The 20,823-nt window shown below is 39.6% G+C and carries 19 protein-coding genes and 1 tRNA gene; 5 read left to right on the top strand and 15 right to left on the bottom strand.

All coding sequences use genetic code 11. The annotated features are described in order from the left end of the window. Nucleotides 1-16 precede the first annotated feature (16 nt). Nucleotides 17-2,044, bottom strand: coding sequence for a DUF4910 domain-containing protein (locus tag IIB39_02990; protein MCH8927663.1), 2,028 nt, complete (start codon nt 2,042-2,044; stop codon nt 17-19). A gap of 102 nt (nt 2,045-2,146) precedes the next feature. Between IIB39_02990 and IIB39_02995 the strand changes: the two genes are divergently transcribed. From IIB39_02995 to IIB39_03005, 3 genes are all read left to right on the top strand, one after another. Next, entirely contained in the window at nt 2,147-2,950 is an 804-nt protein-coding gene (locus tag IIB39_02995) for a T9SS type A sorting domain-containing protein (GenBank protein ID MCH8927664.1), read from the top strand. Then, nucleotides 2,947-3,450, top strand: coding sequence for a TlpA family protein disulfide reductase (locus tag IIB39_03000; GenBank protein MCH8927665.1), 504 nt, complete (start codon nt 2,947-2,949; stop codon nt 3,448-3,450). The genes IIB39_02995 and IIB39_03000 overlap by 4 nt, the downstream gene beginning before the upstream one ends. A 347-nt stretch (nt 3,451-3,797) precedes the next feature. Then, nucleotides 3,798-5,039 carry a hypothetical protein gene (locus IIB39_03005; protein MCH8927666.1) on the top strand — a complete coding sequence of 414 codons (1,242 nt, stop codon included), beginning with the start codon at nt 3,798-3,800 and terminating at the stop codon, nt 5,037-5,039. Nucleotides 5,040-5,083: 44 nt separating this feature from the next. Here the strand turns inward: IIB39_03005 and IIB39_03010 are convergent, their stop codons facing one another. From IIB39_03010 to IIB39_03050, 9 genes are all read right to left on the bottom strand, one after another. Next, on the bottom strand, nt 5,084-5,842 hold the full coding sequence (locus IIB39_03010) for a UvrB/UvrC motif-containing protein (GenBank protein MCH8927667.1): 759 nt from the start codon (nt 5,840-5,842) through the stop codon (nt 5,084-5,086). A 10-nt stretch (nt 5,843-5,852) separates the two neighbouring features. Continuing rightward, a complete protein-coding gene (locus tag IIB39_03015; GenBank protein MCH8927668.1) occupies nt 5,853-6,068 on the bottom strand; it encodes a zinc ribbon domain-containing protein in 216 nt (71 codons plus the stop codon). Between the two features lie 69 nt (nt 6,069-6,137). Further along, nucleotides 6,138-6,728, bottom strand: a complete 591-nt coding sequence (locus tag IIB39_03020; protein MCH8927669.1) for a hypothetical protein — start codon at nt 6,726-6,728, stop codon at nt 6,138-6,140. A 60-nt stretch (nt 6,729-6,788) separates the two neighbouring features. After that, complete coding sequence (locus IIB39_03025; protein MCH8927670.1) at nt 6,789-8,915, bottom strand: FecR domain-containing protein; 2,127 nt, start codon at nt 8,913-8,915, stop codon at nt 6,789-6,791. Between the two features lie 129 nt (nt 8,916-9,044). Continuing rightward, nucleotides 9,045-9,962 (bottom strand): cation transporter, encoded by a 918-nt coding sequence (locus IIB39_03030; protein ID MCH8927671.1) that lies wholly within the window; start codon nt 9,960-9,962, stop codon nt 9,045-9,047. Continuing rightward, complete coding sequence (locus IIB39_03035; protein ID MCH8927672.1) at nt 9,959-10,492, bottom strand: hypothetical protein; 534 nt, start codon at nt 10,490-10,492, stop codon at nt 9,959-9,961. Before IIB39_03035 ends, IIB39_03030 begins: the two co-directional genes overlap by 4 nt. Before the next feature lie 104 nt (nt 10,493-10,596). Further along, a complete protein-coding gene (locus IIB39_03040) occupies nt 10,597-11,010 on the bottom strand; it encodes an Rrf2 family transcriptional regulator (protein MCH8927673.1) in 414 nt (137 codons plus the stop codon). A gap of 364 nt (nt 11,011-11,374) precedes the next feature. Beyond that, nucleotides 11,375-11,968, bottom strand: coding sequence for a superoxide dismutase (locus tag IIB39_03045; protein MCH8927674.1), 594 nt, complete (start codon nt 11,966-11,968; stop codon nt 11,375-11,377). Nucleotides 11,969-12,021: 53 nt separating this feature from the next. Continuing rightward, entirely contained in the window at nt 12,022-12,711 is a 690-nt protein-coding gene (locus IIB39_03050; GenBank protein MCH8927675.1) for an MIP family channel protein, read from the bottom strand. 207 nt (nt 12,712-12,918) lie between these two features. Between IIB39_03050 and IIB39_03055 the strand changes: the two genes are divergently transcribed. Continuing rightward, the gene (locus tag IIB39_03055; GenBank protein ID MCH8927676.1) at nt 12,919-13,395 is read left to right on the top strand and encodes a redoxin domain-containing protein; all 477 of its coding nucleotides are present in this window, start codon (nt 12,919-12,921) and stop codon (nt 13,393-13,395) included. Nucleotides 13,396-13,408: 13 nt separating this feature from the next. On the opposite strand, the gene IIB39_03060 is transcribed toward IIB39_03055, so the two are convergent. From IIB39_03060 to IIB39_03080, 5 genes are all read right to left on the bottom strand, one after another. Further along, the gene (locus tag IIB39_03060) at nt 13,409-15,508 is read right to left on the bottom strand and encodes a hypothetical protein (protein MCH8927677.1); all 2,100 of its coding nucleotides are present in this window, start codon (nt 15,506-15,508) and stop codon (nt 13,409-13,411) included. 120 nt (nt 15,509-15,628) lie between these two features. Next, the gene (locus tag IIB39_03065; GenBank protein ID MCH8927678.1) at nt 15,629-16,645 is read right to left on the bottom strand and encodes an NAD(P)H-dependent glycerol-3-phosphate dehydrogenase; all 1,017 of its coding nucleotides are present in this window, start codon (nt 16,643-16,645) and stop codon (nt 15,629-15,631) included. A gap of 3 nt (nt 16,646-16,648) precedes the next feature. Beyond that, nucleotides 16,649-17,830 (bottom strand): hypothetical protein, encoded by a 1,182-nt coding sequence (locus IIB39_03070; protein ID MCH8927679.1) that lies wholly within the window; start codon nt 17,828-17,830, stop codon nt 16,649-16,651. Next, on the bottom strand, nt 17,827-18,822 hold the full coding sequence (locus IIB39_03075) for a phosphoribosylformylglycinamidine cyclo-ligase (GenBank protein MCH8927680.1): 996 nt from the start codon (nt 18,820-18,822) through the stop codon (nt 17,827-17,829). Before IIB39_03075 ends, IIB39_03070 begins: the two co-directional genes overlap by 4 nt. Before the next feature lie 43 nt (nt 18,823-18,865). Beyond that, entirely contained in the window at nt 18,866-20,650 is a 1,785-nt protein-coding gene (locus tag IIB39_03080) for a long-chain fatty acid--CoA ligase (protein ID MCH8927681.1), read from the bottom strand. Between the two features lie 84 nt (nt 20,651-20,734). On the opposite strand from IIB39_03080, the gene IIB39_03085 reads away from it, so the two are divergent. Next, nucleotides 20,735-20,818: transfer RNA gene (locus IIB39_03085), tRNA-Leu, on the top strand. Nucleotides 20,819-20,823: the final 5 nt, after the last annotated feature.

Consider the following 20,823-nt stretch of genomic DNA (forward strand, 5'->3'; position numbering starts at 1 on the left):
CCGAAGTATAACATCATCATATTTTAGTCCATTCAACTAACTTTAATTTTTCAAGATCTTCGATAATCCGCTCTGTGTTATCAATATCATATGGACCGTATAATGCGCTTACAATCTTATGAATTTGCGCTATTGTCCGCGCTCCATCCATAAAATTAACAATTTCATATCGGATTAAGTCAAAATCAGTTAACGAGTTATCGCTGTACCATTCATAATCAGCGCCTAATTGAGTCGAAAACCAAATGTCTGCGTAAGAATCCGAAACCGGTCCGATAAAATTTCTTTTCGGAATGCGCGCCGACGAACCTGATTTTCCTGGAATCGTTGGAGGTAAAGATAATCCAAGTCGACTCAACATCAGATTTTTCTCCGATTTGCCAAGTTCTTCCAAAGCGACGCTATACATTTCTCCGACTGCACTCCAGCCGCTATTCAATAACTGAATTGATTTCAATGCTTCTTTATCAATATCTGTTTGAAGGTCAATTTTATCCAGCAGATGCTGCTGATAGTATTCATCTATATTTTGCGCCGACAGATAGGAACCGCTCAAACCGAGATCAATAATTCGTTCTCTTGAACGAGCGAATGTAAGTAATGCAAGGTTATCAGCTTCCTTTTTACCAATAGATGTAAGCCATAAAGCAGTGTATGCACCAATTGTCATACATCTCTTAAGTGACGTAGGATCAACCTTATCCGGTGAATCTTCATTGGTATGATGGAATGGATCAGCCCAATATCCGATGGCTACTGTAGGAATACCGATGGAAGGGTCATTCATCATATCGTGGTCACTTCCCTGCATATACGGTTTAATGACATAACTAAAGATATTATTTGTTCCACCGGGGTCAACTATGTTCTTATTATCAACTGCTTTCAGGATTTCTTTAATCAGATCATTTAAGTAAGTTGGAGCGGATGCCGAAGTGGTGATAACATCCAATTTCGAATTTGTCAAATCGGTGTCTTCACCTACCATATCAAGGTTAATCCCGGCAAACGCACCCTTTAATTCTTTAATGTCTTTTGAAAGGTAAGCCATAGTCCCGAAATGTTCCGGAACCCATAAAAAGCGGATAGAACGAATTGGCTGCTCTACTCGTCCCGATTCTATAAGGTCATGAATAGCCCTGGCTATTTCTATTAATGCGGCGGAACCACTTGCGTTGTCGTTTGCTCCCGGTTTATAATGATCAAGATGCGCAATTAGCACAAATTGACCGGAATTCTTAACACTTCCGGGTATTAAAGCGGTGACAACAGCTAATTTACCTGAAATTAGCTTTGCATTTACATCCGCTTGCACGAATACTTTATCACCCGACTGTAAGATATCCAGTATTTTCTCTGAAGTTACTCTCGAAATCTGAAATCCGAACCCCGTTTTCTTCCTTTCGTCCCATGTGGGCCAAAGTCCATTATATCTGACTGCATCCCGCAGAAACGGCCTGTCATCATCCGCAGGACGTATTACTACTCCCCTTGCGCCTCTCTTGAGAACAGCCTCCCGATGCACTTTTCCTGCATATCCGTAAGCCAGAACCATCTTATCCTTGACGTCAACATTTTCGAAATCGTCAGATTCGGTGCCTTTTCCCACATCAACTAACTCCCCTGTCCATTTCCCACCGTTGGAAAGAGTTGTCAAACTCGTAGGAATTTTTAAATAATCAGCCAAATCAATCTTTGCGGGTTTAATCATTTTAAGCGTTCCGCTCTTGATTTCCCATGAAAGCGGTGATGTATACGCGTTATATCTCGTCTTTCCATCTGACCTGTACTTATGCAGTTTTATGTTTCTTATGCCAATTGCTTTAAGTTCTCCTTTAACATAATTCGCAGCATCCATAAATCCTTTTGTCGCCTGCACGCGATGATTAGAAGATATTTGCACTACATGTTCTTTTGCGCGTGTGCCTGAAACTTCATTTGCTATTAATTCAAGGAGAGATTCATCGATTATACTACCATTTTGGAACGGAAAAATTGTTCTCGGAATAAGCAGTAATAAAATCAAACCTAATTTTATTTTCATTAGTTCCCTTCCGTAATTGAAACGTCAATTACATTCTTATACATTTGCATATTATAACTTTTCCACTATAATATATATATGACTATAATAATAACGAATGCAATGAAAAACAGATTACTCAGAATCTTATTAGTTGGCATTTTATCGGGTTTATCAGCAGCTTCCGCTTTCACTCAGGTCAAAATCGGAGAGTTAGCTCCTGATTTCAGTTACGTTGACACTAACGGAGAAACTCATTCTTTATCTGATTATCGGGGAAAGGTTGTTTTTCTCGCCCTTATCGGATATGGCTGTCCATTCTGCCGTGCGGAGGCTCCTTCCACGGAAACGGATATTTGGCAATATTATCAATCCGAATCATTTCAATCTATTGCGTTAGAAACATGGAACGGTTCTCTCAGCCAGGCGATAACTTATGTTAATATTACTGGTATCACTTATCCTCTTCTTATCGGGGCAGGAAACACACTGAATTTATTTAGGATGACTTATGACAACTATCTTGTTATAGATCATCAGGGCATATTAAGGTATTCAAGCGCCGAAAATGGCGGTTTAGGTGAAAGGTACAGACTAAATGATATTAAGGATGCAATTGAGACCTATTTAGCAAAAACCGGATTGAACAGCGCAAAAATTCCTTTAGATTTTAATATCTCCCAAAACTACCCGAACCCATTTAACTCTGTTACTACAATCAAGTACACTCTTTTAAAGAGCAGCCATGTAAGATTGGAAATTTATGATATGCGCGGCAGACTGATAAAAACATTGGTAAATAAAGTTCAGGCGCCTTCCGATTATTCGGTAGATTGGAATGCAGCCGGATTATCTACCGGCGTGTATTTCTATCGGTTAAGAGCTGATGACTTTGATGTTACCCGCAAAATGTTACTGATAAAATGAAACTTTACCTTTCTCTAATTGCAATTCTGCTGTTAAGCACTTTTACGCCGGTATTTTCTCAGGATAAAGCTCCTAAATTCTCTCTCCCCGATCAATACGGTGACATTGTCAGCCTCGACTCATATCTCGCGAAGGGTCCGGTTCTACTCGATTTTTGGGCCACCTGGTGCAAACCATGTAAAGAATATTTTCCCCATCTTGAGGCGCTTCATCTCGAGTTTGAAATGAAAGGTCTCACGATATTGGGAATCAGCGAGGACGGCCCTCGCAATAAAAGGAAGATACGTTCCTTTCTTCGTTCCCATCGAGCCACATTTCCAATTCTTTTGGATGAAACAGCGGAAGTAATGTCTGATTATGGTGTCTTCAGTTTGCCGACGTGGTTCCTTATCGGTATGGATGGAAATATTGTTAAAAGACACAGAGGCTATACAATCGGTGATGAAACAGTCTTAAGAAATGCAATCATTTCGATACTTTCGGAAGACGATGAAGGTTAATCGTCTTTAAACTCTCTTTCACTATTTCACAAATTCAATTCTGCATATTATTTTCAATCTTAATAGTATCCCAACCTCTTAACGCTCAGGTAAATGTTATTAATTTTTTAGAAACCCAAGTCGGTAATTCAACAAATGGGGAGGATGACAGAGCAGGAATTTATGACCAACTAAACATCCGCTATACAAGCGGGCAATTTTATTCTGGAATTAAATTAGAAGCTTACGAATCCAACAATTCACTCGAAGGATATTCTACTCTATCTCAAAAATATATTGAATACCGCACCAACCAGGTTAGAGTCAGAGCGGGAAATTTTTATAATATATTCGGGAACGGCGTCTCTATGAGGTCTTTTGATTTACCGGGGGTGATTCTTGAAGACTTTAGAACTCGTTCAAGATATTCTCCTTTTCGTGATTTGGACGGTTTGATGCTTCAATTTAATAACTCCGATTACCAAATAAATTTAATAAAAGGAACGCCGGTAGAAAGTACTATTTCACCCGGTAATATTGATCGCAGAAGTGGCTCCGTCGAAGGCGCTGAAGGAACTTTTAAGGGTATTGACGCGATAGATTTTGGTGTATCTTATATTCATATCATTCCGAAACAAGGCGATGAAAACGAATTATATTCATTTTCCGGTCGATTAAATTCTGAATGGCTGCATTCGATTATCGCTATAGAGGACTTATATATTGATATAGAGGCTGAGTACAGCAGCAGGGACAGAGATTTATTGTCGGAAGGATTTTCGATTTCAAAAAACGTTCCACACGCATTATATATAGCATTTAGTTTGGATTACGGAAATTTTAGTTTTAGCACCGAATACAAGGATTACATTGGATATAATTTAGGAATAAATGATCCACCCTCGTTGGTAAAAGAACATACCCATCCACTGTTGAACAGGGATACGCACGTCCTTATTCCGAAAAATGAGCAAGGAATCCAATTTGAAGGGAATTATAATTTCAGAGAAACATCAGTTCTGACCATAAACCTGAGCACGGCAAAGAACGATATTTTTATAAACGAAACAAATTATTTCGAGCGGTTTGGAGAAATTTCACATAAAATCAATAGTGATTTAAAAGGCGCTATTTATTTTTCACATTCAAAAGATGAATTTAATGCCATCTCAGACAGAAAAACATTCGGAGCTGTATTTGATTATAATATAAACGAACGTACAGGGAGCAGCATTGAGATCGCTTTTCAAAATGCTACGAGAGATTTTGAATATTATCTTGATAAAAACGATGACACAAGATTTTTCACACCGATTGATTTTTCAAGTATGTATTTATCTGCATCTATAGGTAGATCACAATCATTTAATATCGGAGTTATTGCCGAAAGAAGCACTGACCCTGATGAAACTGATTTCCCATCCACTTTTGAGATCGAAACCAATCCAAGATGGTGGCCTTCTATGAATTTATCTTTTGATGCGGGGGGAAATAATGAAATCCGAGTATTCATGGGCAATCGAAGAGGCGGAACTGCTTGCACAGCGGGAACCTGCTATGAACTATTGCCTTTTAAAGGATTAGAGATTAGGCTTATCAGTCGATTCTAATGGTAACTGAATCGGTTAGAAAATATTGCAATATGAGGAATAATCTAATTGTTACTACTTGACTTGAACTGATTAATTTCATCTCTCAAATCAGCTGCAGATTCGTATTCTTCCATTTTAATCGCTTTGTCGAGTTTTTTCTCAAGTTCTTTAAGTTCAGACGGTGTCAACTCAGATGATATATCATTTTTCCAATCCTCAAGAAACCGTAATTCTCTGAATCCGTAATGTGTATCTCCCAAGTTCAGTTCTTCGCGCGCCTTATTTATCAGTTCTATTCCTATTTTAACTTTTTTTAAAGCAAGGTCAAAATTATTATTACCCATCGCCATTCGTCCTTTAGAAATAGTGTTAATCATTAAAATATAAGGACGATACTGTTCATAACTCATCATATCAGATTTATCTTCTGCAAATTCTCTTAATAAGTCAAGGATACCAATATTATGCTCAGTATCAGCGATAACACCGGGGTAATCTTCAAGTTCGAGCAGGCTGATATATCGGTGGTAATATTGGATTGCCTCAACGCGAAGTTGGTCACAGTCTTCTTGATTAAGTGAAAAATGTTTAACGCTAAAATCATCTTTTCCGGAATTTTCTAATTTTTGCAAATAATAATCAAGTAACGATTCTTTATCATAAGGCTTAGTGCCATCCGGGCGTCCCTCCATTTCAAGTTGAAGAATTCCAAGATCAAGACGGATTTGAATTTTCTGCTTACCGTCCTTTCCCTCAATCAGTCGTACCGTGAAATTATAAGGGTCATACTCCCACTCGTCTAATACATTTCTTATATCCATAGGCAAATTATCAATCGGAAACACAAGCGCAGCCGGAACCGCATCCTGAGAATTTTGACTCCGCTCCTCCAGCTGAATCCACAGCTGCGAAAACGGACATCATTCGTTTGGTATCATAAGAACCGCACTTCGGACAAACCGGTTTTTCATTTTGTCCCGAGTAACTTTTATACAGAATGTCGAATATCTTGGAACAATTCCGGCAGGTGTATTCATAAGTCGGCATTGTAGGTTTCCTTTAACTTTTGAATTACATTAGAAAATATAAACCGTTCGATAGAATTGTCAATATATATTACCATTCCAGCTTCCATTTTCCGCCAAATAGATTATATGAAAGACCTCCATAATAAAAGAGACTATGCAGTTGCGTTGATTTTCGATATTTGTATACTGCTCCGACGCGGAGCTCAAATCTCATAAAAGTTAAGCCGGCGCCGAAGTCGTAAAGAGACCGCGATGGACTTTCAGGCAGCTTTTTTCTTGGAACAGATAAAAGACTACCACCTGCATAAAAAAATGTCATTAGGCGAGTTCGTATTCCTCTCGGACCATCAGGTCCGAATTCATCAGGTTCAACTATCGCTAACGGTGAATAATAAAAATACGGATTAAAGAGCGAGACAAAGGTTTCTGAATCTTTCATAAACATCACCTGAGCGAACTCGACTCCTACTCCCATCATCAAACTTTTTTTAATTGAAACAGCTCTGAACAGATATATATCAGCTCCGTTTGGCGCTCGTATATCTACTCCTATCGGATTAATGAAAGTAATTGAATTTACATTTTCATCATACTCCTCTAAATTTCTTGGTATCAAGGCGCATGACATACTCGATAAAACAATTATGATAATTATCGTTAGAAAACTTTTATTAGTCATTTATCAGCGATGAGAAGAGCGTCAAGCGCTTTATTCCAAACGAGCTGCTGCCTTCCACCCCTAAAACGTGAATACGGTCTCGATGGAAGTTAACCGAACTTTCTCATCATCTCCCCGTATTTTACCGTCCCCATTTTTGTCAACATAAGTCTGTTGCGAACGGATAAGCAAAGTAATGCTCGGAGCAATTTCATACCCTATCGCATACCCGATTAAAGTACTCGGGGTCTTTTCAAAATCGAAGACATTATCAACATTCGTTTGCTGATAAAATAAAGACGCCCTGCTTATTTTAGGAATAAATACCGGATTTATTGATATATCGGCAAACAGACTCTGTAATTTTGGAAGAGAATCGTTGCTGCTTGACATACTTGAATAAAATGATGAAAACGTTAACAAACCGAGAAAATCTAAAGAAGCTCCGCCAAATACTCCGGTAAGAGGATCAACTATAGAATTTAATAGTGTATCCTCTCTTGTTATGGCTGTAATGCTGCCATCAGCCCGTTCAATCGTAATCACCCGCTCTAAATCATATGTTCGATTAAAATAATTTCCAACAAACTGAGAATTATAGCTGCGGTATTCTGCTCGTACGAACAGAGGTCCGATTGTAGCGCGAACTCCCGGCATGGCAAAGCCTGAACCAAAATCTTTAATAGCTGCGAACTCGCTATAAAGTGTTAACCCAAGAAGATTATTGCTGACAAGAGGATATTCAAAGTCTATTCCAAATATGGATACAGCGCTTGAAGTATCTTTGAGATTAAGAGTGGTTTTCAATTCAACACCATCAGCATCATTATTCAAGCCGGGGAAATTATCCGTAAAACCATCTCCATCCCTGTCAAAATCCAATTCATCAGCTATTCCATCCCCATCTGTATCAATGGAAAGTGAATCATTGTCCGGAAAATCATCGAAAGCGTCAGGAACACCATCACCGTCCTTATCAGACAATCCTCCGAACTGATCGCCGTCAACGACATATGTAGCGCCTATTCTTAATTTGCCGATTACGGGTAGTGACGCCCGTACGCCCAGAAGACCGGGATTACCCAATTCTCTCAGATTCGCAACCAAACCCTGTAGTCTGAACTTGCCAAATTCCTTATGACCGAATAATCCTACCCGTCTAACCTGGGGAAATTCAATCATGTTGGAATAGTTATCCATTATGAGACCTTGTCCCATTGTAACACCCGTTAATGCTCCCGCTCTCAGGTAAGTAGGGTCTGAAGGATTATGATACCGTATGTATAATATTTTATCAATTATATCCCCGGCTTCATCCCAGTCTTCTTCTCTTAAATTACCATCCGCATCAAAATAAAAATTTAGATCAAGTCCGATTCCGAGAGGACCAATCGGAAATTCAGGTCTCAGACTGATTTGATTATAGACTTGTCCGTCTAACACAGAAGCTCCAACGCTGGCAGAAAATGTCATTCCTCCGGGAAGACCTCCTCCTGACCCGCCGCCATTACCCGGTTTAGGGGTAGGCGCCTGCTGAGTATCTTCTTGAATGGGCTGTGAATCTTCCGGCTGACCGCTATCTTCAGGTGTTTCTTCAGGATCCGATGGAATAGTGGACGGATCAGTAGGGCCGATATTCATAACGCCTGTCCATTGTGAAATTACAGTCATACCTGCCGTGAGCAGCATAGATTGCCCACTTTCAATGTTCAATATTTGAACAGAACCTTCCAAACCTATGAAAGTATCAGTTCCATCCGGATTTACAAGAAGCCAAAATTCCGTTCCTTTTATGGAAGCAACACTTACCGCAGTAATTATCTCATATTTCCCTTCCAGCTGAGGAGTAACCTTTATTTTCATCTTGCCCTGATTTATTCTTATTTGTCGTAGTGTTTGAGTGGGAGTCTTACTTCTCTGTATAGTTAGATTCGTATTTTCTTTCATTTTCACTATACTTTTATCGTCCGTAAACAAAATTGCCAGAAAACTTGCCTGCCCTGTTCTTACCGAATCATAATTTGAAAACCACATTCCAACTTCTACTTGTTCGTCTAAAGTGTTAACTCCGTAAGGTTTCCTGAACGCCTCTCCTCTTTTTTTCAATGCCAATGCAGATTCATCAGCATCTTGAGCATATCCATTTGATGAAAGAATTATTGTCAATATTAGAATTCGAAGAACTGTTGGAATTTTCAAAGAGTTCATAATGGAGCTCCAGCTATGAATTTTTTATTTTGTTGACTTAACCTGCAAGCAGTCAGGATTTTATTTGCTGATAACATAATGGAAGGTTAGCGGAAAGGCAAGCATAGAGTTAATAATTTAGATTACAAACTAACCGTCACTTTCAATTATTCTCCTCTCAAAAGGAATATCCGGTTCGACGTGAGTTATAATATTCGCGGGCCTTTTTAATGTTTGCCTAACTATCTTTTCCACTTCTTCTGCAATCAAGTGTCCAGCGCTTACGCTCAAATCACTGCTCACTAATAAATGGACATCAATGAACAGCTCCCTTCCCACCTTTCTGGTTCGCAATTGATGCCATCCCTTAACGTCGGGATGTCCGTCTATTATAGATTGAATAGAACTTCGGATTTCTTTATTAACTGATGTTTCCATCAGCTCCTTGCCAGTTTCGTACATAAACTTTGCTCCCACGATAAATATCATAAACCCGACAAACAGACCCGCAATATTATCACCCGGTAAAAATCCGTACATGGATGATGCGGCTCCAATTATTACCACTATTGAAGACATCGCATCGCTTCGATGATGCCAGGCGTTGGCATGCAAGGCTGTGCTGTCTAGCTCTATCGCAGTCTTAATTGTCCTCTGATAGATAAACTCTTTCGAGATAACCGATACTATCGCAATAAGTACTACGGGGATTCCGGGAGTCAAATATGAATTTATCATTAGCGACTTACCTGCTTCTTTCGCAATACCGATGCCCACTCCAATTAAAACTACTGATAGCACCATTCCAGACAAAGTTTCGAATTTACCGTGGCCAAACGGGTGGCTTGAGTCTGCCGGCCTTGAACCGATGATAACTCCCCATAAAAGAACCAAATCAGTTGCTATATCGGAAAGAGTATGAAATGCATCTGCTATCAGAGCAAACGAACCAAATATTATACCTCCGACAAACTTTGAAATCATCAGAAAAAAGTTTATAAATATTCCGAAGTAAGTTAAATTTTTTATTCGTCCAACGATTGTATCAGTAGCCGTATCAGGTTTCATTTTTTTTCTGTGGTAGTAATTATTAAACTGTCCATTTCAACAAATATAAAAGAGATACTGTCCACATTGGCAAATGTTTCTATTCCAACCAAATCAAACTTGAGTTCCCTTGTATTTGATATTTTCGGAGGATACCTGCTTCCGGTCCTGCGGTAGAGGGAATACTTGCTCCCAAAGCGTTTAAACCAGTAATGGTCGCTTTTGACATTCAAACTCAGATTGACGCCGCTATGATTCATTATTTTTACGGATGCGTAACTTTGTCCGCCGATTTTCGAATTCCGTTTATCTACGGATATATAGATTCCATTTGCACCACCCCAATAATCCGACTTATGATATTCTTGTTCAAGTAATGGTTGAGGTGTATCATCTTTATTGTTAATATTACGAAGCCTTGAGAACTGTCCGCCACATCCTAATATCAATATAATTGATATGGTTAGTAAGGTAATACTTATCAACCTTACATATGCTTTAGTGGTAAGTAATTTATAAGATTTCGGATTTATTTGTTTTAAATTGAACACTATTGAATCTTCCTTTCATATATCAATCAGGAAGTAAAATAATTATTTAACAGCAAATTGTAAAGTAAACTTCTTCAGCATAATATTTTACTAATTTAGATAACTTAGGCTGAAATCTTGTTATCTGATATCTCCTTTAAAGTGTATTGTTTCAAAACTCTTAGCAAATTATCTTGCGCCTGCTTCCATACATCACACATAGGACACGTATCTTGTATTTTGCATAAGCCGGGTCCTTTTAGACAAATATTTATAGCCGTCGGACCTTCAATAGCTTCATATATATCAAGGATTGTAATAAATTGCGGCTCTATTAGTAGCTTTACGCCTCCATATTTACCTCTTTTACTTTCTATGAAACCTGATTTATGTAGTATATGAATGAGCTTTCGCATAAACTTTTCGGGAACGTTTTCATGATCAGCAATTTCTTTTATGTTTGATAATTTCCCGGACTCTTGCTGCGCAAGGTATAACATACCTCTCATGGCATAATCCGCAGCCCTTGTTACTTGCATAAGTTACCCCTCTAATTTACTTATATATACTCAATGAACGTATTTTTCCTATAAACAAACAGCTCTACTTCCTTGAATGGGCAATTTATGTGCCAAAAAGGACTTATATTGTAATGTTTGGATTATTATCAATAAAACCTATAGATACCGTTAGGTTAGGTGATATTCTTACAATTTATTATGTCAAACAATGTTCTCATAATTTTTCACATTTGGGAATCTTCGATGCTGGATTGTTAGAGCTGGGAAGAATGCGAAATCAATTATTCCGATTATCGCACTCAGAGATTTGAAAACGTAATCAAGCCTCATAAATACGGATAATATGAGGCTTGATAGTAGCTATTAAGTATTACTTAATCTTTTACTTTAGATCACTAAACCGTTCCTCGATGTTGCTCCAATTTATTACATTAAAGAAAGCGTTTGTATAATCGGGACGTTTATTCTGGTATTTTAGATAATATGCATGCTCCCAGACATCAAGCACTAAAATAGGCGTAACGCCCCATTGAGTCAGGTTTTGATGCTTTTCAGCCTGCAATACTATTAATTTATTGTCGAACGGTCTATACGCCAGGATTCCCCAGCCGGAACCTTCCACCTGATTGGATGCCGCGGTGAATTGTGACTTAAACTTATCAAATCCGCCGAAATCATTTTTGATAGCGTCCGCTAAGCCTCCACCGGCTTCTCCTCCTCCATCCGGACCCATATTCGTCCAGAACAGCGTGTGAAGCAAATGACCGGCTCCGTGGAACGCTGATTCCCTTGACAGGTGTTTCGCAAGAGAAAAATCGCCGGATTCTCGCGCAGCAGCGAGTTTATCTTCCGCGCTGTTAAGGCCTGTAACGTAGCCATTATGGTGTATATCGTGGTGTAACCTCATTGTTTGCTCATCAATATGAGGTTCTAACGCATCGTATGCGTATGGTAGATCAGGCAATGTATGAGCCATGATTCTTACCCCTTTCTGTCGTTTTGGTTATTTATTCTGTTGGTTATTCTAATTTACTGTTCTTCTTTCCCGGATAAAAATAGCTTACTGTAAACAAAAGCAGCAAGCGCTCCTCCGATAAGAGGCGCAATCCAATATGCCCATTGATAATCCCATGTTCCGGTAATTAGAGCCGGACCAAAACTTCTGGCAGGATTAAGCGATGCTCCCGTGATAGTCCCGCCCACTAATGCACATGACGTTACAGTCAGACCGATAACGAAATTTGCGATGCCCTTGAACTGAGATTTAGGATCAACTGCGACGGAGAAAATCACAAACACAAGCATAAAGGTCAATGCGATTTCAAATCCCACTAACGTACCGGCGCTCACTCCTGAAGCCGGTAATGTTACTCCAAGATTTGATGCTGTTACAGAAGCATTAGGAGAAATGAGACTTAAAACAAATGACGCTCCTGTCGCCCCCAGCAATTGGGCCAGGATATAAGTTCCTGCTTCTTTTCCGCCGATATTCCCTGTGACAAACAAACCGAATGTAACTGCCGGATTAATATGCCCTCCGGAAATTTTTGCCGTGGCGGCAACCATCATCGAAACGGCTAATCCAAATGCAAGCGCTACTCCTAATAACCCTACCGCTCCTCCGCTGAATACGTCTGCGGCAATGGCTCCTGTACCGATAAATACAAGAAAAAACGTGCCGATAAATTCAGCAGCGAATTTTTGACCCACTGTTACCATACATTACCTCCAATCATAGATGTATATTTAATTACCGAATATGAACACAATATTGCTATTTGAATGTTCTCAATAAGGTATGATTAAATCAAGAAGAATTTCTGATATTATTCCAAACTCAATTCTTGACCTTCGTTCATAATATTCTATATTTAGACCGTTCCTAAATAAATATTAGAAATTAACAAAAATAAGATCGGAGAAATAATGGCATTAAGCAGTGGAGTTGAAGCACCGGATTTCACACTATCATCCACCGGGTCGGAAGAAGACGTTACATTAAGTTCATTCAAAGGCAAATCAAACGTATTACTCCTGTTCCATCCGTTGGCTTTTTCAGGCGTTTGTACGGACGAATTTTGCGCCATACGGGATACATTTTACGAACAATTTAAAAATCTTAACGCGGAAGTATTTGGTATTAGCGTTGATTCTACGTTTTCACAAAAAGCGTGGTCGGATGCAAATAACTATCCGATTTCGTTTCTTGCAGATTTTAATAAGAGTGTAACTACAGATTACGAAATTCTTGATAACGATTTTTTCGGCATGGTGGGCGTAGCCAAACGTTCCGCTTTTTTGATTGATAAGGAAGGGATAATTCGATACGCTACGTCATCAGACGATCCGACAGTTGTACCTGATTTTGAGCTGATAAAATCGGAATTGGAAAAACTTAGTTGATTTAATATTCTTATTATTTAATCAACGTCAATTTTTTTACAACTGTTTCTCCTTCGAGATCGAGGCGCAGAAAATATAATCCTGTGGATTGGACATGTCCTGAATTGTTTTTACCGTTCCATAACAGTTGATGTTCTTTTCCGGGTGATTTAACGCCGATGTCGGTCCAGGTGCGAACTGTTCTGCCTAAAACATCATAGAGGTATATTTTCACGTTTGCCTCTCTTGATACCGTATATGGGATGGCAATCGCTCCATTGGAATAGATGAAATTCAACCAATCGTCTCCTCGAATCGCCGTTTGGAAGAACTGTGACTTATCTACTTCAATAATTTGTTTCACGAGCAATCGAATCATCCAATTCCCATTAAGAGTTTGGTCATCAGTTGTTCGAAAATTGGATAGAGGACGGAAAAATCCACTACTGTCTTCTCGAAATGCGTTACCGCTTCCGTCTGTATCAGAATCGTACCCTATGATCAGCGAATCCCCGGATAGAACAATCGCAATTGGACCTGTTACGGTCAGATCATTTGAGCCGAAAAATACTTCAGTCCAGCCATTCACGGCAGGAATTATATTTGTTTTTTCAAATATAGATGCCGCATTCACGTTATCTTCTCTCACCTGAAGCGATATTGGCTCATCAACTCCCATAAATATTTTCGCCGACAATAGCGAGGTGGTGGATGATATTCCACTAAATAACGTAGCGATTGACGAGTTTCCTGAATCTATGAAAAAGTTTAATTGGCCGTCATCATGAGAAAGTTCGACAGTTTCAAAACCCCCGAATCCCGAAGCCGAATAAAAATAATTTGCTGAATCGAGTTCATCAGATAAATATGATATTACCAAAAAAGAACGGTTGAATTCGGTTCCGAAACCTGTTACTTCAATTTCACCCTCGCCGTTAGCATTTATCACAATTTCGTTTACGACCGGTGTGTTCTTGATTGAGACTACCGACGCCTTCATACTGGAGGGTATTTTTAGGCTTGTGAATATACCCAACTCTTCACCCCCTGCAAATTCATGATAAACCGAAGCGTACGAATGAACGGTCTCTCCCATTCCGGTAACTGGCAACGTGAAATATTGATTCTTAGGAATCGGAGCAGGAATATCAATATCGGGATATCCGAATTCTCCATCCTTAATTGAAATGTCATCAATGAGATTAGCTATAGTCCATTCGTATATGTAATCTGAAAATGATTTGCCCGGCAGGAAAGTCGAGATTACATTTTCAGCGGATAATTTTCCGTTACTGTCATCCTGTACAAGCATTTTTATTGCGTCCAGCCCAAGTCTCATGGCAGTGTATGTGACCCACAATCCTACTCTTGAATAATCCTGAATCAAATTATCCCAGGTTAAAAGGCCTCGATTGGTCTGAGATAAAAACCTCCCGAACCCTCTACCTGAATATCCCGTCAATAGAGTAGCATATTCCGAAAGTCCCTCGTTTAACCAGGGATCCTCATTAGTGTCATAATTATAATTTATCAAATGCTGAAGCTCATGAGCGGCGGTAGATAAGATTAAACTGCTGCCGAGTTTTCCGGGGTTGGAATCAATATAAAGCAGATCGCCGAAATTGCCGGAAGCCTGAAGATGAGACGGTATCAATTGATCCGCTTGATCAAAATAGCCCGCAACGAAAGCGGGATTTGATGCTGCATCATAATCATCATTAATATCCAATATAAGAATTATCACTTTTCCGTTTCCATCAATATCAGGCGGCGATCCCAGATATTGTATTTCAATAGCAAGAATGCCTTGATTAGGGTTTATGGAAGCTGATGGAGTTTCATTCTCAAATGAATTAACTAATTTATCTATATCGCTTTGGAAAACGTTAATGTTCCATTCAGTTGTATCAACCCACACTTCAACAAGATTTGATTCTGCCACGAGCAAGGCATCAATTGAAACGAACCCAGACTCTCCTAAGACATTTTCCCTTGTGAAAAATTTTCTTATAGCTCCGATCTTATTTAAACCGAGTATTCCGCCGTGTAGAGTCATCTCTGCGAAATTTTCTCGTGAAAACCCCTTTGGAAGAAGCGGAACAGCACATACGCCATTCCCGTGAATCGTTTTCAAATCACCGCCATACAGCTTTTCTGGGTTGGAATGATGCAAAAAAATAAACAGAGCGGATGTGAATAGTAAATTTTTAATTAGACGGAAATAATTCAAATCGGGTTAGAATAGCTTCGGAAATCAGCTGTTTGGCAGCTCTGATTTAAGATCTCGGGTCATTAAATCCCGGACAGCTTTCTCAGGGCTCTTGTTCTCAAACAGGACTTTATATACCTGTTCTGATATAGGCATTTCAATATTGTATTCAAGCGAAAGTTCTCTGATTATCTTTGTTGTATTGACACCTTCTGCCACCATACTCATACTTTCTAATACTTCCTCCAACGGTTTTCCTTTTCCAACTTCCTCCCCCACATGCCTGTTCCGCGAATGTCGGCTCAAGCAGGTAACTATCATATCGCCCATTCCGGCTAAACCTCTAAAAGTTTCTTCTTTAGCTCCCATAGCAACACCTAATCTTGAAATTTCTACAAGCGCTCTTGTCATCAGCGCGGCTTTTGTGTTATCACCGAAACCAGCGCCGTCAACTATTCCCGCTGCAATTGCGATTGTATTCTTGAAAGAGCCTCCATACTCTAACCCCTCAACATCATCACCTGCGTAAACCCTCAGGTATGAAGATGAAAATGTTTCCTGCACAAGCTCTGATGTGCTGTTTGAAGTTGAAGCCGCCACTATCGCCGTAGGAATATCTCTGCTAACCTCTTCGGCATGGCTTGGCCCTGATAATACGCATATAAGGTCATTGCTTCCTTGATTCAGTTCCTCGGCTAATACTGTGCTCATCGTTTTATGTGTTTCAAGTTCTAAACCTTTTGCAACAGAAACAACAGCCTTTATATCTTTCCAGTTTTCCACTGCCCTGTTGACTTTTTCCGCAGTCATTCGGACTACCTGTGAAGGGACCGCAAAAATAATCATTTCCGCTCCGGAAATAGACGATTTAATATCGTTTTCTATCCGCAGATCGTCCGGTAGTTTGATACCCGGTAAAAATATCTTGTTTTCTCTTTCTTTTTTGAGGAGTTCGACCTGCGCATTATCAAATTCCCATACAGTTACATTATGATTATTTTTATATAAATGAATGGCGAGAGTCATTCCCCAGCTTCCCGCTCCTAATACCGAAATATTCATACTCTATAGCCGCTGAAGAAGTCTGACAGTGATTTTAAAGCCATCTCCGCCGTCCAACCGTTTAGCAACGTTTAATCTAATCAAGTCTCTCCCAAATGAATAACCTATTCCAATATTTGATTTAACGTCACCAATGTCAAATGAGGATGAACTGTTTTTCGGACTATTCCCAAGATTCGTCCATCCGGCATCAAAAAAAGCAATAAGGGACATTGTCGAGTAAAACGGTAATGAAGTTAAAGGAAGTTTTCTTATTAATGTCCGGTTGAACAGGTAATCAATATTTATCATCCCAACCCTGTTACCGGTAAATTCTTTATGCCCATACCCACGAAGCGTTCCTATACCTCCCAGGTCGTATAGAAATTGTTCTCCTGCATTCTTGTCCCGCACTCCGAGAAAACCTCTAATAACCAACATCTGAGGCCCGAAGGTCCTCTTATATTTTTTCATTCCTATCCGGTAGCCGTTGTATTCGAAATCTCCTCCGAACTGGTCACCTGATTTTTCAATTCCCACACTCACCACAAAATTATCCGTGAGCATAAATTGGTTTATGCGTGAATCATATGTATAACCGAGTAACAATTTTCGTTCTTCCCCTACTAAAACGATTGGATTTTTGGTAAAATGTTTATCAATCCCTAATATATCAGAAAAACTAAAAACGTCATGACTTCGGAGATTTTTATAATTAATCAGATGGAAATTTGCAGATACTTCATGATTTCTGGACATCCTGTATACAACATTTGAGGTAATGCCTCTGCTTATGTAATAATTATGAAAATCTTCTTTGGCAAAGAGCGCCGCCAACGAATTTTCCGTTCTTCCAATTATATTGAGATCATTGGTTCCTACATCGCGAAAATAAAAGACGCCTCCTTCCACACCAATGGAACTCGGTACTTGATATTTCATTCCGATGCTGTAAGTCCCAATGTCACTTGTAAAACCATATCCGGTTGATAATTCTGTCCTTATCTTCCCATCTTTAAGATTAAACAGATTATATTTTGATCCAATATGCCAGCCTTCTACCCGATTATATCTGAAACTGTTTTTAGTTGAAACAATCCTGCTTACCTGAGAATAAAGAGATTCGTATGATACGAATATAATGGTCACTGCGAATAATAATTTTAATATAATCTTGTTTCTCCGATATCTATTTCTATTTTTCACACTATCTCTCCAATAATAACAGGGGTTTCATTCATCTCCTCTAATATATTCAGGACATTATCCGAATTATCTTTACGGCATATTATCGTGAAACCAATTCCCATATTAAATGTATGTCTCATATCGGCTAAGGGTACATTGCCGATGCGTTGTATTAGATTAAAAACGGCATTCGGCGTCCAGGAGTTCCAATCTATTTTCAAGGAAAGACCATCAGGTAATACTCTTGAACTGTTACTTTCTATTCCCCCGCCTGTTATGTGGGCAAGACCTGTAACATAATTCATCTCCAATAAACGTCTCAGAGGAGTCAAATAGCTGCGGTGAACATTAAGAAGTTCCTCTCCGATTGAAGTGCCCAGCTCATCGTGATATGTGTCTAAAGTCATCTCATTCAAAAGAACCTTTCGCGCGAGGGTATATCCGTTTGTGTGTAATCCGCTTGAACGAAGAGCGATAATCAGATCGTTTTTTTCTATTTTCGATCCATCTATAAGTTTATCTCTCTCAACTACTCCGACAATCGTACCCACAAGGTCATAACGGTTTTCTCCGTAAATCTCCGGCATTTCAGCCATCTCACCGCCTATGAGACTACATCCTGATTCTCTGCATGCCTTAGCCATACCGCTGACAATATCTTTCATAGTTGATGCGACAAGATTTCCAACTCCCACGTAATCGAGAAAAAAAAGCGGCTTTGCTCCTGTTGAGAGGATATCATTGATGCAATGATTTACCAAATCCTCACCAATAGTGTCGAATTTGCCCGCTTCAGCCGCAACAAGAGTTTTGGTACCGACTCCATCGGTGGATGAGATAAGAACCGGTTTCTGGTATTCTTCAACGGGAAAGAGGAACTGAGCTCCGAAACTTCCCACATTTGAAAGTACATTCGAGGTGAATGTGGAACGAGCTAAATTACCTATTTCTTTAACAGCAGTCTCGCCGGCGGAAATATCGACTCCCGCTTCCTTATACGTCTGTCCCAATTATTCCCTGATTTTAAGGGTTGCCCGTGCGGGTATCTATAATCTAATCCTCATACATAGCGTCTATTTGACCGGCAAATTTTTCTATAACAATCTTACGCTTTATTTTTAAACTCGGAGTAATTTCTCCGTTTTCAATCGTAAGCAAGCGAGGCAATAAAATAAATTGTTTAACTTTTTCATAACTGGGGAGATCAACCAAAAGTCTATCGATTTCTTCTTCCATAATTTTAAGTACAGCAGGATTTTTAACCAGTTCCTCCGGCGATGAGTTTTCATCTCCAACTGCGGTAGGAAGATTTTGAAAGTCGGGAGCAATAAGTGCGCTGATGAATTTTCGCCTGTCACCGATCAGCAATACCTGTTCTATAAGTGGACTCATAATCAACAGGCTTTCAATTGGAGCGGGAGCAATATTTTTACCGCCGGCAGTGACAAGTATATTCTTCTTTCTATCCGTGATTTTTAATCTGCCGGCATCATCCAATTCCCCAATATCGCCGGTATGAAACCAGCCGTCATCATCAATGACTTCTTTTGTTGCTTCTTCATTGTTGTAATACCCTGCCATTATATGAGGTCCGCGGCTAAGGATTTCACCATCTTCAGCAATCTTGAGTTCAACATTATTCAGAGGCGGTCCAACGGTCCCGAAAACAATGCTGTCCAGTCTGCCGGCGCATATTACGGGAGATGTTTCAGTAAGCCCATAACCCTCTATAATAGTAATACCCGCGTACGAGAAAAATTCGCCAATCTCCTTTGATAATGGAGCGCCGCCGGAAATGAAAAATCGTAACTTACCTCCCAACCGCGTTTCAATTTTGCTGAAAACCAGTTTTGCAGCAAGACCGTGTTTGAATTTTAAGCCAGCTCCTACATTCCCACTTTTCGAAGCTTTCTGAAACTCGTCACCGACTTTAAAAGCCCATCTGAATAATTTTCTCTTTACCGGCGAACCCGCTTCAACCGCGACATTAATCTTTGTATGCATTTTTTCGTATAACCGGGGAACGCTGGTCATAACCGTAGGATGTACTTCCCCCATATTATCGGCAACTTTTTCTATGCTTTCCGCGAACGCTACAGTCGCTCCTATCGCATAAGGAAGAAAATTACCACCCATTCGCTCGAACACATGGCTTAAAGGGAGAAAGGATAAAAATTTATCATTTTCACTTAATGGAATAATTTCCGTTACACCTTCTATATTTGAGAGCAGATTTTTATGCGTAAGCAGAACACCTTTTGGTTCGCCTGTTGTACCCGAAGTATAAATAATAGTCATCACGTCGTTAATGTCTATGTTATCTAAATTCTCCTGGTACCAGTTTTCGTTACTTTCGCCATATCTTTTGCCTTTTTCGAGGAGCTCGCTGAATGATATGATTTTATCATTAGACGATTTATCATCATCATCAATCACAACAATCAACTCTAATTCCGGAAGACTTTGAAATAACGGCGTAATCTTATCAGCTTGCTCAGCATTGGAAACTATACTGATTTTGGCGCCGGAATTCTGTAGAATATATTCGATTTGTTTTGAAATAAGCGTCGGATATATAGGAACTACCAAAGCGCCCGTTGCCTGAATACCGAAATCGCTCATCCCCCATTCAGGCCTGTTTTCAGACAGTAATGCGACCTTATCTCCTTTCGAAATTCCTAAAGAAGCCAATCCTTGAGCCACCAGTCGGACTTTATCTCCAAGCTCGCCATAGGATATATCTTTCCACTCTCCATCGACTTTAAGAGACATTGCCGCTTTCTCTTTATACCGATTAGCGTTGGTTTTTAGCATATCAGGAAGTGATCTAAAGTTCATAATGTCCTCCTTTGAAAATATTGATGGCTCTTTACATCTAATATTGTTGACATTATACCACAAACTTCTAAATTCATATCCGACGCCGAGGTGGTGAAATAGGTAGACGCAGGGGATTCAAAATCCCCCGCTCGCAAGAGCGTGCGGGTTCGATTCCCGCCCTCGGCACTCAT

The sequence above is a fragment of the Candidatus Neomarinimicrobiota bacterium genome (assembly GCA_022573815.1).
Lineage (GTDB): Bacteria > Fidelibacterota > SORT01 > SORT01 > SORT01 > JACZTG01.